This window comes from Acinetobacter sp. ANC 4636, from assembly GCF_054454555.1.
This window is the reverse complement of the sequence record NZ_JBTKVD010000008.1, coordinates 1-13,226: the sequence shown is the minus strand read 5'-3', so window position 1 is coordinate 13,226 and position 13,226 is coordinate 1. Positions and strand designations below refer to the sequence as shown.

The following is a 13,226-nucleotide window of genomic DNA, read 5'->3' as shown; positions in this document are numbered from 1 at the left end:
AGACTTCTTATGCAAGTCGAGTTGTATCGCCAGATTCTAGAAGTGGTTGCGCGTATTCCACAAGGAAAAGTGGCCAGCTATGGACAGGTGGCCAAAATGGCAGGTTTGCCACGACATGCCCGATTGGTCGGGAAAGTTTTGCAGAGTCTTGAAGAACACAGCGATATTCCTTGGCATCGGGTTGTGAATGCACAAGGTAAAATTAGCCTGAGTCAGACCAATGCTCAAGGAGAAAATCTGCAAGCCATACGCTTGATTGATGAAGGGGTAGTTGTTATGGATGGTCGAATTAAATTAAAGATATATCAGTGGGGACATTGAGATTGAGTGCAATCTAAAATGCTTTTAAGCAATATAAAAATATGGAAAAACAAGAGTCATTTGATCAATATATACATGCCATTCAGCGAGTTTAAGCAGCCGTTAACATACGGGCAGATTTGACTGTTTATCAGGTTGGAAGGGCGGTCATCAAAATAATTGTTTTGATTCAGATGGGTTTACCATAAACCAAGCACAATCATATTTCTTTCGTGTTTATTCTCGCTGGTAGATGCCAACAATTTCCTGACAGGGTTCTTTTGTCTGTCAATATATTTGATGCCACATATGAAGTTTATGCTGAAGTAATAAGTTAAAAAAAGGAAGTACTTTGTACTTCCTTGATTTTTTATAGATATTCTACGCTAACAATTTCGTATTCTACTTCACCCTGAGGTGTAACGATTTTGACTTCATCGCCTTCATTTTTGCCTAGAAGACCACGGGCAATCGGTGAATTCACTGAAATTTTATTGATTTTAAAATCTGCTTCGTCATCACCTACGATTTTATAGGTTTTACGTTCTTCTGTATCTAGGTTTTCAATGGTGACCGTTACCCCAAACACAACGCGACCATTTTGCTCAAGATCATTCACATCAATCACTTGGCATGCGCCGAGTTTACCTTCGATGTCCTGAATACGACCTTCACAGAAACCTTGTTGTTCACGAGCAGCATGATATTCTGCATTTTCTTTTAAATCGCCATGTTCGCGCGCTTCAGCAATTGCTTGAATAATACGTGGACGCTCAACAGTTTTTAAATGCTGTAATTCTTTCTCTAAAGCTGCTTTGCCCTCAGGCGTCATTGGATAACGTTGCATTTTAGTCCCTCTAAATGAAATGGGATAATACCGTTTAAAAAAAAAGAAAAATCCCGCCACCGATTAGGTGACGGGACTTATCGGATCAGGAATTAACTTAACTTTTGTAAATCTTGCAAGCGATATACATCCATTGGTAATTGGATCGCAAAGGCTTGGCAAACTGCTTCTGCACCGCTAATCGTTGTGGTGTAGTACACTTTACCTTGTAATGCCGCACGGCGAATTGCAGCAGAGTCATACTGCGCACGTTTGCCTTCAGTGGTATTGACAATAAGGTGTATTTCACCATTTTTCAAGCGGTCAACAATATGTGGACGACCTTCAGTGACTTTGTTTACACGCTCACACTCAAGACCAGCCTCGCTGAGTACTTTATATGTACCAGAGGTTGCAACCAGTTTGAAGCCATATTCAACAAAGCGTTTTGCAATATCAACCACGTGTTCTTTGTCTGAATCACGAACAGACAAGAATGCATGTTTAACTTCACCTTCTGTTGGTAAGCCTGGTAAGCGTTCATTTGAGCCTAAAACAGCTTTATAGAATGCTTCACCAAAAGATTTACCAACGCCCATCACTTCACCTGTAGATTTCATCTCAGGTCCAAGCATTGGGTCAACACCAGGGAATTTAGCAAATGGGAATACCGCTTCTTTGACAGCAAAGTGAGTCGGAATAATCTCTTTGGTAAAACCTTGAGATTCTAAAGACTGACCAGCCATACAACGAGCAGCAACTTTCGCTAAAGATTCGCTAATACATTTAGATACAAAAGGAACGGTACGTGATGCACGAGGGTTCACTTCAAGGATATAAATGTCGTTGCCTTTGACTGCAAACTGGACGTTCATCAAGCCGATAACACCAAGTTCTTTTGCCATTGCAACAGTTTGGCGGCGCATTTCATCTTGGATTTCTTGAGAAAGCGAGTATGGCGGAATCGAGCATGCAGAGTCACCAGAGTGAATACCTGCTTGTTCGATATGCTGCATGATACCGCCAATCACGACATCTTTACCGTCAGATACGCAGTCAACGTCAACTTCGATTGCTGAATCTAGGAAGTGGTCAAGCAAAACAGGCGCTTCGTTAGAGGCTTGAACTGCTTCACGTAAGTAACGTTTCAACTCATCTTCATTGTATACGATTTCCATCGCACGGCCACCAAGTACATAAGATGGACGAACAACCAGTGGATAACCTACTTTTGCAGCTTCAGAAATACCTTGTTCAGCAGATTTTACAATGCTGTTACTTGGTTGACGAAGTTGTAGACGTTGAATCATTTGTTGGAAACGTTCACGGTCTTCTGCGCGGTCAATTGCGTCAGGAGATGTACCGATAATTGGCGCACCGGCTTCTTCTAAAGCACGAGCCAATTTAAGCGGAGTTTGACCACCGTACTGTACGATAATACCTTTTGGTTTTTCAGTACGTACGATTTCAAGGACATCTTCCAAAGTGATCGGTTCGAAGTACAAGCGATCTGATGTGTCATAGTCGGTAGAAACTGTTTCAGGGTTACAGTTCACCATGATAGTTTCATAACCGTCATCACGCATTGCAAGCGCCGCGTGTACACAACAGTAGTCAAACTCGATACCTTGACCAATACGGTTTGGACCGCCACCAATCACCATGATTTTGTCACGGTTTGATGGGTTGGCTTCACATTCTTCATCGTAAGTTGAATACATGTAAGCTGTGCCTGATTCAAACTCAGCTGCACATGTATCCACACGTTTGTAAACTGGATAAACACCCAGATTCCAACGCTGCTTGCGGAATTGTTTTTGTGAAATACCCATCAAGTTTGCAATACGTAAGTCAGATAAACCTTTACGTTTGAATGAACGGATATTGTCAGTAGTTAAGTCACCAAAGCCTAAAGATTTCACTTGAGCTTCAGTTTTAATGATGTCTTCGATTTGAATCAGGAACCAACGGTCAATCTTGGTTGCTTCAAACACGTCATCAAGAGTAAAACCATGACGGAAGGCATCTGCAATATACCAAATACGCTCAGGACCTGGGACTTTAAGCTCTTTAAGAATTTTATCTTTCGCGCCTTCAGCACCAATAGCAATTTGCTCATCAAAACCACAAACGCCAACTTCAAGACCACGAAGTGCTTTTTGTACTGACTCTTGGAAGTTACGACCAATCGCCATCACTTCGCCCACAGATTTCATCTGTGTCGTCAATACAGGTTCAGCTTGAGGGAATTTCTCAAAGTTGAAACGTGGAATTTTGGTCACGACATAGTCGATCGCAGGTTCAAATGACGCAGGTGTTACACCACCAGTGATGTCATTTTTAAGCTCATCAAGGGTATAACCAACCGCCAATTTCGCAGCAATTTTTGCAATCGGGAAACCAGTTGCTTTAGATGCAAGTGCAGATGAACGAGAAACACGAGGGTTCATCTCGATCACAACCATACGACCATCTTTCGGGTTAATACCGAATTGAACGTTTGAGCCACCTGTTTCAACGCCGATCTCACGAAGAACTGCAATCGATGCGTTACGCATGATTTGATATTCTTTGTCAGTGAGTGTTTGTGCAGGTGCAACGGTGATTGAGTCACCCGTGTGTACGCCCATTGGGTCGAAGTTTTCAATCGCACAGACAATGATACAGTTGTCGTTTTTGTCACGAACAACTTCCATTTCGTACTCTTTCCAACCAATCAAAGATTCATCAATCAATAATTGTTTAGTTGGAGAAAGGTCGAAACCGCGTTCACAAATTTCAATAAATTCATCTTTGTTGTACGCGATACCACCACCTGAACCACCCATCGTGAATGATGGGCGAATGATCACAGGGAAGCCAAAACGTGATTGAATTTCTAAGGCATGTTCCATGCTTTCTGCAACATCGGCACGAGGACATTCAAGTCCGATTTTGCGCATCGCAATATCAAACAATTTGCGGTCTTCGGCTTTTTCAATCGCTTCTTTGCTCGCACCAATTAATTCAACATTGTATTTTTCTAAAATACCATGTTCATCAAGTGCAAGTGCACAGTTCAATGCTGTCTGACCACCCATTGTAGGGAGAACAGCATCTGGGCGCTCTTTCTCAATGATTTGTGCAACAGTTTGCCAAGTGATTGGCTCAATGTAAGTTGCATCTGCCATTGAAGGGTCAGTCATAATGGTGGCTGGGTTAGAGTTCACCAAAATAACGCGGTAGCCTTCTTCACGAAGTGCTTTACAGGCTTGTGCACCAGAGTAGTCAAACTCGCAGGCTTGACCAATCACAATAGGACCAGCACCAATAATTAAGATGCTTTTAATATCCGTACGCTTAGGCATTATTCGCTCCTTAATTACTTCTTAGCGGCTTCGATAAGTTCGATAAAATGATCGAACAGTGGAGCACAGTCATGTGGACCTGGGCTAGCTTCAGGGTGACCCTGGAAGCTGAACGCTGGTTTGTCTGTGCGGTGGATACCTTGCAACGTACCATCAAACAACGATTTATGCGTTGCTCTTAAGTTGGCTGGTAAGGTGTCTGCATCGACTGCGAAACCGTGGTTTTGCGAAGTAATCATCACTGTACCCTTTTCAAGGTTTTGTACAGGATGGTTTGCACCGTGGTGACCATGACCCATTTTGATGGTTTTTGCACCAGAAGCGAGGGCAAGAATTTGATGACCTAAACAAATACCAAATACGGGTAAATTTGTCGTTTCAACAATAGTTTTTACAGCTTCAATTGCGTAATCACATGCCGCTGGGTCGCCAGGGCCATTCGACAAAAATACGCCATCAGGATTTAATGCCAGAACTTTTTCTGCAGGAGTCTGTGCAGGCACAACGGTCAATTTACAACCGCGGTCTGCAAGCATACGTAAGATGTTGGTTTTGACACCGTAGTCATATGCAACGACATGATATTTTAATTCAGGTTGTGAAAAGCCTTGACCCAAAGCCCATGAACCTTCAGTCCATTCAAAGCCAGTTGGATCGCAACATTCTTTGGCAAGGTCTAAACCATTTAAACCGCCAAATTCACGTGCTTTTGCCAAAGCTTGTTCTTCAGTAATATTTTCACCAGCAAGGATGCAACCGTTTTGTGCACCTTTGTCCCTTAAAATACGCGTAAGTTTACGGGTATCAATATCTGCAATTGCAACAACATTGTGCTGTTTTAAGTACTCAGCCAAAGATTGTTCAGCACGGAAATTGCTATGTAATAATGGGAGATCGCGAATAATCAAACCGTTCGCCCATACCTTATGGATACGACCCGATTCAGAATCTTCTGCGTTACAACCCGTGTTTCCGATATGTGGATAAGTTAAAGTCACAAGTTGCTGTGCATAACTCGGGTCAGTAAGAATTTCTTGATAGCCAGTCATGGCTGTATTAAAAACGACTTCACCAGTCGTACATCCCGTAGCGCCGATAGAGGTACCTTTAAAGATAGTTCCATCTGCGAGGGCTAAAATGGCGGGGGTGCTCAAACCAAAGCTCCTGAATTTTAAGCTGTAAAAAAGCGAGTAGACATAAAAAAGATGGCTGCCTAAAAACACGCCCTCCTTTGGTCTGCTCGCTTGTAACTTAAAAACATATTGTACGCATCTAAGTAGATAAAGTCCACGTATTTATAAATAATCAATCAGGCGCAAGCATTGTGCTAAACAATCACATTGTATGGCAAAAAAAGCAATGTCATTATGTGAGAATTCGTGAATTGTTAGACAATTTTGTGGTGAAAAAAACGACAGTTTGTTAGATTGAAAAATATCAACAAATAAATATCTTTGTGAAAAGGAGTTAACTCATGGCGACAAAAACACCGCTACAAGAAAAAACAGAACAGCTGGAACAAGCCGTAACAGATGTCAAAACCAAAGTCGAAGGCAAAGTTCAAGAGGTTAAAGCCAAGGTTGAGGATAAGGTTGAAGACGTTAAAGTCAAGGTTGAGAGTAAGGTTGAAGACGTTAAAGCCAGAGCTGAGAGTAAGGCTGAAGCTGTCGAAGTAAAATTTGAGGCAGTGAAAGAAAAGGCTGCTGAACAGGCTGCCCAGCTTGAAGCAGAAGCTAAAGAGGCTGGAGCATCATTTCAGGAGCAAGTTAAACAATTGAAAGAGGACTTCCTTGTTCGTTTTAATGATTTTCGGGATAAATTCACTTTGTCACAAGACGATCTTATCGAACTAAAAGAAGTGATAAAAATTGAATTTGCATCCATTGTTGAAGAATTTTCTAAACTTTCAAAAGAAGTTAAAGATGATGTTTCACAGTTTTCTACAAAACACAAAGAGCATGTAACTGAAACTTTGCAACGTACAAAAAACAATGCAGTAGAAGCATGGCATAAGGTGAAAGAAGTTGATGAGAAAAAAGAGACTGAAGAAGAGCCAGTAAAAAAAGAGAAAGCAACAGAAGACGTGAAATAAAATCTGAAAGGAACAACGGGTAAAAATGCCCGTTGTTCTATTTAAAAAGTATGAATCCAGTCACGTTTATTGTGAAAGTCAGGCTGCGGACTGCTGTGCTGCATAGCGTAAAAATGCATGCCTTGTTTTGTATCGAGTATCGCAGTTAAACCAATAAATAAGTCATGCCATTTCAGTTGATGTTTTTGCATAAACTGAGTTAAATCAAGTGTGGCGCTGAGCCCATAATGTGTGCGCTGTAACCCGATAAGCTCAATATCGTGTGCCATCTGCGGCGGCATATCTTCTGGATAGCGATATTCTTCAAATTGATAACATTGCCAAGCTTGGGATGGAGATAGGTTTATTTCACGATAATAATCTTCATTTTGAACCCCAATAAACAGCTCAAAACAAGTCTTCTCCCAAAGAAAATCTTGTCGAGGATGTACTGTTTCTAGGCTTGGCCAGTTGATCAGTTGTAAGGGGTCACGTAGCCAAAAGCCAAGATTTAAAGTGTAAGGTGCCTGATACTCAAGTGCACCGACCAAAGAAATCTCATGAAAACGTTGAAAAGCTTGTAGCTCGTAACTGGCCATACCAAACTCTGATTTAGTTAGCTAAATGTGCATGACGAACGAGATTCGACAGCTTTGGATTTTGTTTCGCAGCTTTTTTGTAAAGTAGTACAATTTTACCAATTTTTTGTATCACTTCAGCTTGTGTTGCCTGAGCAAGTGCTTCAGTAACTTCGGCACGTGCATCGCGGTCTTCACCAGCAATTTTTACCTTAATTAATTCATGATCAGTTAATGCACGAACAGTTTCTTCAATAACGCTGTCGGTTAAACCTTGTCCACCAATCATGACCACAGGATTTAAAGCGTGACCAATTTGACGTAAGCGTTTTCGTTCTTGAATGGATAGTGTTGCCATGAAATAAACCTAGTTTTTGAAAAGCGCAGTAGTATAGCAAATTGTAATCCGAACCGTATAAAAAACTTGGCTCTAATCACATAAATAGATATTTTTTGATGATTAATTTCTTGAAAAAGTATGTTAAATTGGCGGGCTTAGTCGCTTAGTCCTCAACCGAGGAACACAAGTGTTTTTTATTAAGACCGAATTTAAAACAGCAAAAAGTTTTAAATTTTTTAAATTAACGATAAACAGCATCAAAAAAAGTCATGTGTTTCGATGCAGATGCATACTGCAAGTAGAACATTTTTTTCGTACAATGCATACTTAATGTTTTTAAATATAGATGATTATGGCAACACGCATTACCAACCAAAAGTTATCTAAAAGTAGTCGTGCGTGGATGAGAGAGCATTTAGACGATCCTTTTGTGAAAAAAGCACAAAAGGAGGGTTATCGCGCACGCGCCGCCTATAAGCTTCTTGAAATCCAAGAGAAATATAAAATCATCAAACCAGGTATGACTGTCGTTGATTTGGGGGCTGCTCCTGGTAGCTGGTCGCAAATTGCTGGCAAACTAGTTGGTAATAAAGGTTTGGTGGTTGCTTCTGATATTTTGGAAATGGATGCACTCCCAGATGTAACTTTCTTGCAAGGTGACTTTCGGGAAGAGGAAGTTTTCGAAAAATTGTTAAATATTTTAAATGGACGTCAAGTTGACGTTGTAATTTCAGATATGGCCCCCAATACATCAGGTAATAGAGCTGTTGATCAACCCCGTCAGATTTATTTGTGTGAGCTTGCACTCGATTTTGCTCAAAAGGTTTTAGGACCGAAAGGGCAATTTGTAGTCAAAGTTTTCCAAGGTACGGGATTTGACGAGTTTCGTAAACAAGTAGTCGATAGCTTTGATGTGTTGAAAACAGCGAAGCCAGAAGCATCCCGCGCACGTTCAAAAGAAGTTTTTCTGATTGGGCAGGGACGCAAAAAAACATCGCAATAAAGTTGACTTGCCAAGTCGATAAAAATTGTGCATGTTGTACAATTCAAGGTAGCTTGAGTGTGTGACTCGCTTATTTGAGAATAAATCACCCTGAATTATATAGGGCATGATTAAATTAGATTGATGATATGGGAATAAAGCTTTGAGCGATCTCTTCAAAAACGCCGTGTTGTGGCTAGTGATACTTGGAGCACTGATATTAATTTTCAGCAATATCAGTGATCACAAGAAACCGTCAGAAATGAACTATTCTGAGTTTGTTGCTGCGGTAAACGCAGGCCAAATTAAACAAGTCACTATAGATGGCGAAAAAATCACTGGCGAAAAAAAGAATGGTTCAGATTTTGAAAGTATTCGCCCTGCGGTTCAAGACCCTGAACTTATGCCAAGTTTGATCAAAAACAATGTTGTGGTTGAAGGTACTGCACCACAGCGTCAAGGTGTTTTGATGCAACTACTCATCGCAAGTTTCCCTGTGCTTTTGATTATTTTGTTATTCATGTTCTTTATGCGTAACATGGGTGGTGGTGCAGGCGGCAAAAATGGTCCAATGAGCTTTGGTAAATCAAAAGCAAAAATGCTTGCCGAAGATCAAATCAAAGTGACTTTTGCTGATGTTGCTGGATGTGATGAAGCGAAGCAGGAAGTTGTTGAGATTGTTGACTTTCTTAAAGACCCTGCAAAATTCAAACGTTTAGGTGCATCTATTCCAAAAGGTGTATTGATGGTAGGCCCCCCAGGTACAGGTAAAACCTTACTTGCGAAGGCGATTGCTGGTGAAGCGAAAGTACCATTCTTTAGCATCTCAGGTTCAGATTTTGTTGAAATGTTTGTGGGTGTAGGCGCATCACGTGTACGTGATATGTTTGAACAGGCAAAACGCCATGCTCCATGTATCATCTTTATTGATGAAATTGATGCAGTCGGTCGTCATCGTGGTTCAGGTACAGGTGGTGGTCATGATGAGCGTGAGCAAACCTTGAACCAGATGCTGGTTGAAATGGATGGTTTTGAAGGCAATGAAGGCATTATTGTCATTGCTGCAACGAACCGTGCAGACGTTCTTGATAAAGCTTTACTGCGTCCAGGACGTTTTGACCGTCAAGTAATGGTTGGTCTGCCTGATATTAAAGGTCGTGAGCAGATTCTGCATGTACATTTAAGAAAGTTACCATCAGTAACAGGTGTGGATGTAAAAATCTTGGCACGTGGTACTCCTGGCTTCTCAGGTGCTCAATTGGCAAATCTTGTAAATGAAGCTGCATTATTTGCTGCGCGCCGCAATAAAAATACGGTCGACATGCATGATTTTGAAGATGCTAAAGACAAGATTTATATGGGGCCTGAGCGTAAATCGATGATTATTCGTGATGAAGAACGTCGTGCAACGGCTTATCATGAATCTGGACATGCGATTGTTGCGGAAGTTCTACCTGGTACAGATCCTGTGCATAAAGTAACCATTATGCCGCGTGGCTGGGCATTAGGTGTTACTTGGCAGTTGCCTGAACAAGACCAAATTAGTAATTATAAAGACAAAATGCTCAATGAGATTTCAATCTTGTTTGGTGGTCGTATTGCTGAGGAAATCTTTATTCATCAACAGTCTACTGGTGCATCAAATGACTTTGAACGTGCAACAAAAATTGCCCGTTCAATGGTGACCAAGTATGGTATGTCTGACAAGATGGGTGTTATGGTCTATGAAGATGATAGCCAGCAGTCTTTCTTTGGTAATATTGGTAGCCGTACAATTTCGGAAGCAACACAGCAACAGGTTGATGCAGAAGTTCGTCGTATTTTAGATGAACAATATAAAGTGGCTTGGGATATTCTTGAGAATAATAAAGATAAAGCCCATACCATGGTGAAAGCATTGATGGAATGGGAAACCATTGATCGTGATCAGGTGCTTGATATTATGGAAGGTCGTGAACCACGACCACCAAAAGTATATGTTGCAGAGAACCCTGTATCAGATCTTGAACCACCAAAAGATGGTCCATCAACTCCACCTCCATTACCTGTGTTGAGTTAATGATTAAAAAGAGTCACTTCGGTGGCTCTTTTTTATTTTAAACTTAGCACGAATTAATTTTGAGTTTGAACTATGCACTATGTACCTTTGTCTCAGCACCAGTTGAGATGTGGCATAAAACTTTTAGATTTATCTCTGCCACATGTTATGGGCATTTTAAATGTTACGCCCGATTCATTTAGCGATGGTGGGTTACATAATTCAAAGCAACAGGCAATTGAACATGCGCTACAAATGATCGCTGATGGTGCAACAGTGATTGATATTGGTGGTGAGTCTACGCGTCCAGGTGCAGCAGTTGTTAGTGTAGAAGAAGAATTGGCACGCGTGATTCCTGTTGTTGAAGTCTTGGCAAAAGAAGATGTGATTTTATCGATTGATACCAGTCAACCAGAGGTCATGCGACAAGCTGTAGAAGCTGGTGCACATATCTGGAATGATGTACGTGCACTTACTCGCCCGAATGCACTAGAAACGGCAGCAGAGCTGAATATTCCTGTGATTTTGATGCATATGCGGGGTGAGCCAACCACCATGAATCAGTTGGCAGATTATCGAGATGTGACAGCAGAAGTGATTGCTGAGCTAAAACAAAAGATTGATTTAGCAATTCAGGTCGGTGTTGCACCTGAAAATATTATGATTGATCCTGGCTTTGGTTTTGCTAAAAATACAGCACATAATTTACAGTTGTTAAATGAGTTATGGAAATTGCATGAACTGGGTTATCCAATTTTATCGGCATTATCCCGAAAACGTTTTATTGGTGCTGTAGTTGAGGAAACTGATGCAAAAGCTCGAGCTGTAGGAAGTGTAGCAGGGCATCTGCTTTCGATTCAGCAAGGTGCTTGCATGGTGCGTGCACATGATGTCAAGGCAACAGCTGATGCGATTAAGGTTTGGCAAGCGATGCAAAACTGGCAAGAATGGGTATAAGTGAATTGGTGGTGAAAATCAAAAGCTGAATGTAGATGAATCTATCAAAATGCCACATGAAGCCCAAACATTCACATTGTGAAGTTTGAAAAAACCTCATAATGTGAATAACCCTAAAATTTTAGATACACATAGCCATCTTTTGGGGCTGCCACCATTCTCAAACTCTAGTTGTTGATGTAGAACAGAAAATGGTGATTGACCTTGATCTAATGAGGATTGTTCACCGCTCGAGAGATAGTTTTCATAAAAGCGGATTGTTTTGGGTATTGGTTTTTAACTGATTTGCACGTCTATCAGGATAATCAAGTATAAATCGCACATGTAATTCAACGCCTGTTTTTAGTGTGGTGTCATCAACAATAAAATTCGGGCTATGATTAGGTGCAGCTTTACTCATATCTTGGTTTGCTGGAGTTGCCCCAATAAATACAAATAAAGAGGGCATCAATTGACCATAATAAGCAAAGTCTTCACTGGCACTTGCATTATTTTTTAAATAATGTGTTTTTTCATCTCCAACAACTTCTTTAAATGTAGGGATCATTAACTCTGTCAGAGCCTTATTATTTGTAGTCACAGGTGCATAAGCTGATATTTTAACATCTGCGTTGACATGATTGGCTAGGGCGGTGTATTTGATCATCTCAGGGAGTTGTTGAATAATATTTTGTCTAATATTTTCATTGTTAGAGCGAATCGTTCCCAGCATATCAACTTTTTCAGGAATAATATTTCCAGCATTTCCAGACTGGATACTACCGATACTAATGACACCCATTCCTTCGGTTAAATTTGTACGGCGACTGATCATCGTCTGTAAGTTATTGATAATTTGGGCGGAGCTTACAATCGGGTCATTACTGAGCCAAGGCATAGAACCATGCGCCTGTTTTCCTATAACTTGAATACTTAAATTATCTGCACTATTCAAGATTGCGCCATCTTTGTAATAAATATGTCCACTTTGCAGACCAGATATCACATGCATTCCAAAAATAACTTCTGGTTTCGGATTGGACAGTGCTCCATCTGAGATCATTTTTCTGGAACCAATTTGATCTCCTTGGCTAAAATTATCAATATCTGCACCGCCTTCCTCAGCAGGTTGAAAAACAAAAACAACGGTTCCTTTAATTTTATCTTTATTCTTCGCTAATATTTTGGCTGCGCCGAGGAGCATTGCAGTGTGTGCATCATGGCCACATGCATGCATGACGGATACTTCTTTTCCTTGATAGATTCCCTTTTGTTTGCTGGCAAATGGCAAGCCTGTTTTTTCTTCAATTGGTAGCGCATCCATATCTGCTCTTAATGCCATCACAGGCCCTGCTTGAGCACCTTTTAAAATTCCAATGACTCCTGTTTTGGCAAAGCCTGTTTTAACTTCAATTCCATAAGATTTGAGTTCTTTTTGTACAAGCGCAGAGGTTTGAAATTCCATATTTCCCAATTCTGGATGCGCATGAATTTGGTGTCTTAATTGAATGGTTTCGGCTTCATTCTTTAAAGATGCATCTTTCACCCAGTCAGCAAATGTATTTGAACTGAGTAAAAGCAGTGGTGTCATGAAACAAATTAATTTTGATTTTAAAAGCATTTTTTTCCTTTTGGTACTTCTGACCTTCCTTAATGCGAAATTATATTATGTCAGGTAAATAGCCAGATAAAACAACCTTATAGGTTGTTTAAAAATACTTAAAAGATATGGATTGAATAGTCATTACTCTCTATTAAATGCAATCATCTTATAAAAAAATTAATTATTTTAAGATGCTTAATCAATG

11 protein-coding genes are annotated in these 13,226 nt (G+C 40.5%); 5 read left to right on the top strand and 6 right to left on the bottom strand.

Features of this window, described 5'->3' with window-relative positions; translation table 11 throughout:
* The first annotated feature begins 9 nt into the window (after window positions 1-9).
* Window positions 10-321, top strand: a complete 312-nt coding sequence (locus ACX1N5_RS09910) for an MGMT family protein (RefSeq protein WP_458801972.1) — start codon at window positions 10-12, stop codon at window positions 319-321.
* A gap of 349 nt (window positions 322-670) precedes the next feature.
* Here ACX1N5_RS09910 and greA read toward each other — a convergent pair whose 3' ends face one another.
* The 3 genes from greA to carA form a co-directional block, all read right to left on the bottom strand.
* Complete coding sequence (greA, locus tag ACX1N5_RS09905; RefSeq protein ID WP_004903576.1) at window positions 671-1,147, bottom strand: transcription elongation factor GreA; 477 nt, start codon at window positions 1,145-1,147, stop codon at window positions 671-673.
* Window positions 1,148-1,239: 92 nt separating this feature from the next.
* On the bottom strand, window positions 1,240-4,473 hold the full coding sequence (gene carB, locus ACX1N5_RS09900) for a carbamoyl-phosphate synthase large subunit (RefSeq protein ID WP_458801975.1): 3,234 nt from the start codon (window positions 4,471-4,473) through the stop codon (window positions 1,240-1,242).
* Window positions 4,474-4,487: 14 nt separating this feature from the next.
* Complete coding sequence (gene carA / locus ACX1N5_RS09895) at window positions 4,488-5,627, bottom strand: glutamine-hydrolyzing carbamoyl-phosphate synthase small subunit (RefSeq protein WP_004753524.1); 1,140 nt, start codon at window positions 5,625-5,627, stop codon at window positions 4,488-4,490.
* 320 nt (window positions 5,628-5,947) lie between these two features.
* Here carA and ACX1N5_RS09890 point away from each other — a divergent pair, with 320 nt between their 5' ends.
* Window positions 5,948-6,565: a hypothetical protein gene (locus ACX1N5_RS09890; protein ID WP_458801978.1), complete on the top strand. Its 618-nt coding sequence runs from the start codon at window positions 5,948-5,950 to the stop codon at window positions 6,563-6,565.
* 41 nt (window positions 6,566-6,606) lie between these two features.
* Here ACX1N5_RS09890 and ACX1N5_RS09885 read toward each other — a convergent pair whose 3' ends face one another.
* Both ACX1N5_RS09885 and yhbY read right to left on the bottom strand, forming a co-directional pair.
* Window positions 6,607-7,143 (bottom strand): DOMON-like domain-containing protein, encoded by a 537-nt coding sequence (locus ACX1N5_RS09885; protein WP_458801980.1) that lies wholly within the window; start codon window positions 7,141-7,143, stop codon window positions 6,607-6,609.
* Window positions 7,144-7,156: 13 nt separating this feature from the next.
* Entirely contained in the window at window positions 7,157-7,480 is a 324-nt protein-coding gene (yhbY, locus tag ACX1N5_RS09880; protein ID WP_004903585.1) for a ribosome assembly RNA-binding protein YhbY, read from the bottom strand.
* A gap of 334 nt (window positions 7,481-7,814) precedes the next feature.
* Between yhbY and rlmE the strand changes: the two genes are divergently transcribed.
* From rlmE to folP, 3 genes are all read left to right on the top strand, one after another.
* Window positions 7,815-8,465, top strand: coding sequence for a 23S rRNA (uridine(2552)-2'-O)-methyltransferase RlmE (gene rlmE, locus ACX1N5_RS09875; RefSeq protein ID WP_035365260.1), 651 nt, complete (start codon window positions 7,815-7,817; stop codon window positions 8,463-8,465).
* A gap of 142 nt (window positions 8,466-8,607) precedes the next feature.
* The gene (gene ftsH / locus ACX1N5_RS09870; RefSeq protein WP_034426006.1) at window positions 8,608-10,503 is read left to right on the top strand and encodes an ATP-dependent zinc metalloprotease FtsH; all 1,896 of its coding nucleotides are present in this window, start codon (window positions 8,608-8,610) and stop codon (window positions 10,501-10,503) included.
* Between the two features lie 72 nt (window positions 10,504-10,575).
* Window positions 10,576-11,439, top strand: a complete 864-nt coding sequence (gene folP / locus ACX1N5_RS09865) for a dihydropteroate synthase (RefSeq protein WP_458801983.1) — start codon at window positions 10,576-10,578, stop codon at window positions 11,437-11,439.
* Window positions 11,440-11,683: 244 nt separating this feature from the next.
* Here the strand turns inward: folP and ACX1N5_RS09860 are convergent, their stop codons facing one another.
* Window positions 11,684-13,039: an amidohydrolase gene (locus ACX1N5_RS09860; protein WP_458801985.1), complete on the bottom strand. Its 1,356-nt coding sequence runs from the start codon at window positions 13,037-13,039 to the stop codon at window positions 11,684-11,686.
* Between the last annotated feature and the right edge of the window lie 187 nt (window positions 13,040-13,226).

Coding starts and splice junctions, on each gene's coding strand:
- ACX1N5_RS09910 (WP_458801972.1), top strand. CDS start 10: ATGCAAGTCGAGTTGTATCGCCAGATTCTAGAAGTGGTTGCGCGTATT.
- greA (WP_004903576.1), bottom strand. CDS start 1,147: ATGCAACGTTATCCAATGACGCCTGAGGGCAAAGCAGCTTTAGAGAAA.
- carB (WP_458801975.1), bottom strand. CDS start 4,473: ATGCCTAAGCGTACGGATATTAAAAGCATCTTAATTATTGGTGCTGGT.
- ACX1N5_RS09890 (WP_458801978.1), top strand. CDS start 5,948: ATGGCGACAAAAACACCGCTACAAGAAAAAACAGAACAGCTGGAACAA.
- ACX1N5_RS09885 (WP_458801980.1), bottom strand. CDS start 7,143: ATGGCCAGTTACGAGCTACAAGCTTTTCAACGTTTTCATGAGATTTCT.
- yhbY (WP_004903585.1), bottom strand. CDS start 7,480: ATGGCAACACTATCCATTCAAGAACGAAAACGCTTACGTCAAATTGGT.
- rlmE (WP_035365260.1), top strand. CDS start 7,815: ATGGCAACACGCATTACCAACCAAAAGTTATCTAAAAGTAGTCGTGCG.
- folP (WP_458801983.1), top strand. CDS start 10,576: ATGCACTATGTACCTTTGTCTCAGCACCAGTTGAGATGTGGCATAAAA.
- ACX1N5_RS09860 (WP_458801985.1), bottom strand. CDS start 13,039: ATGCTTTTAAAATCAAAATTAATTTGTTTCATGACACCACTGCTTTTA.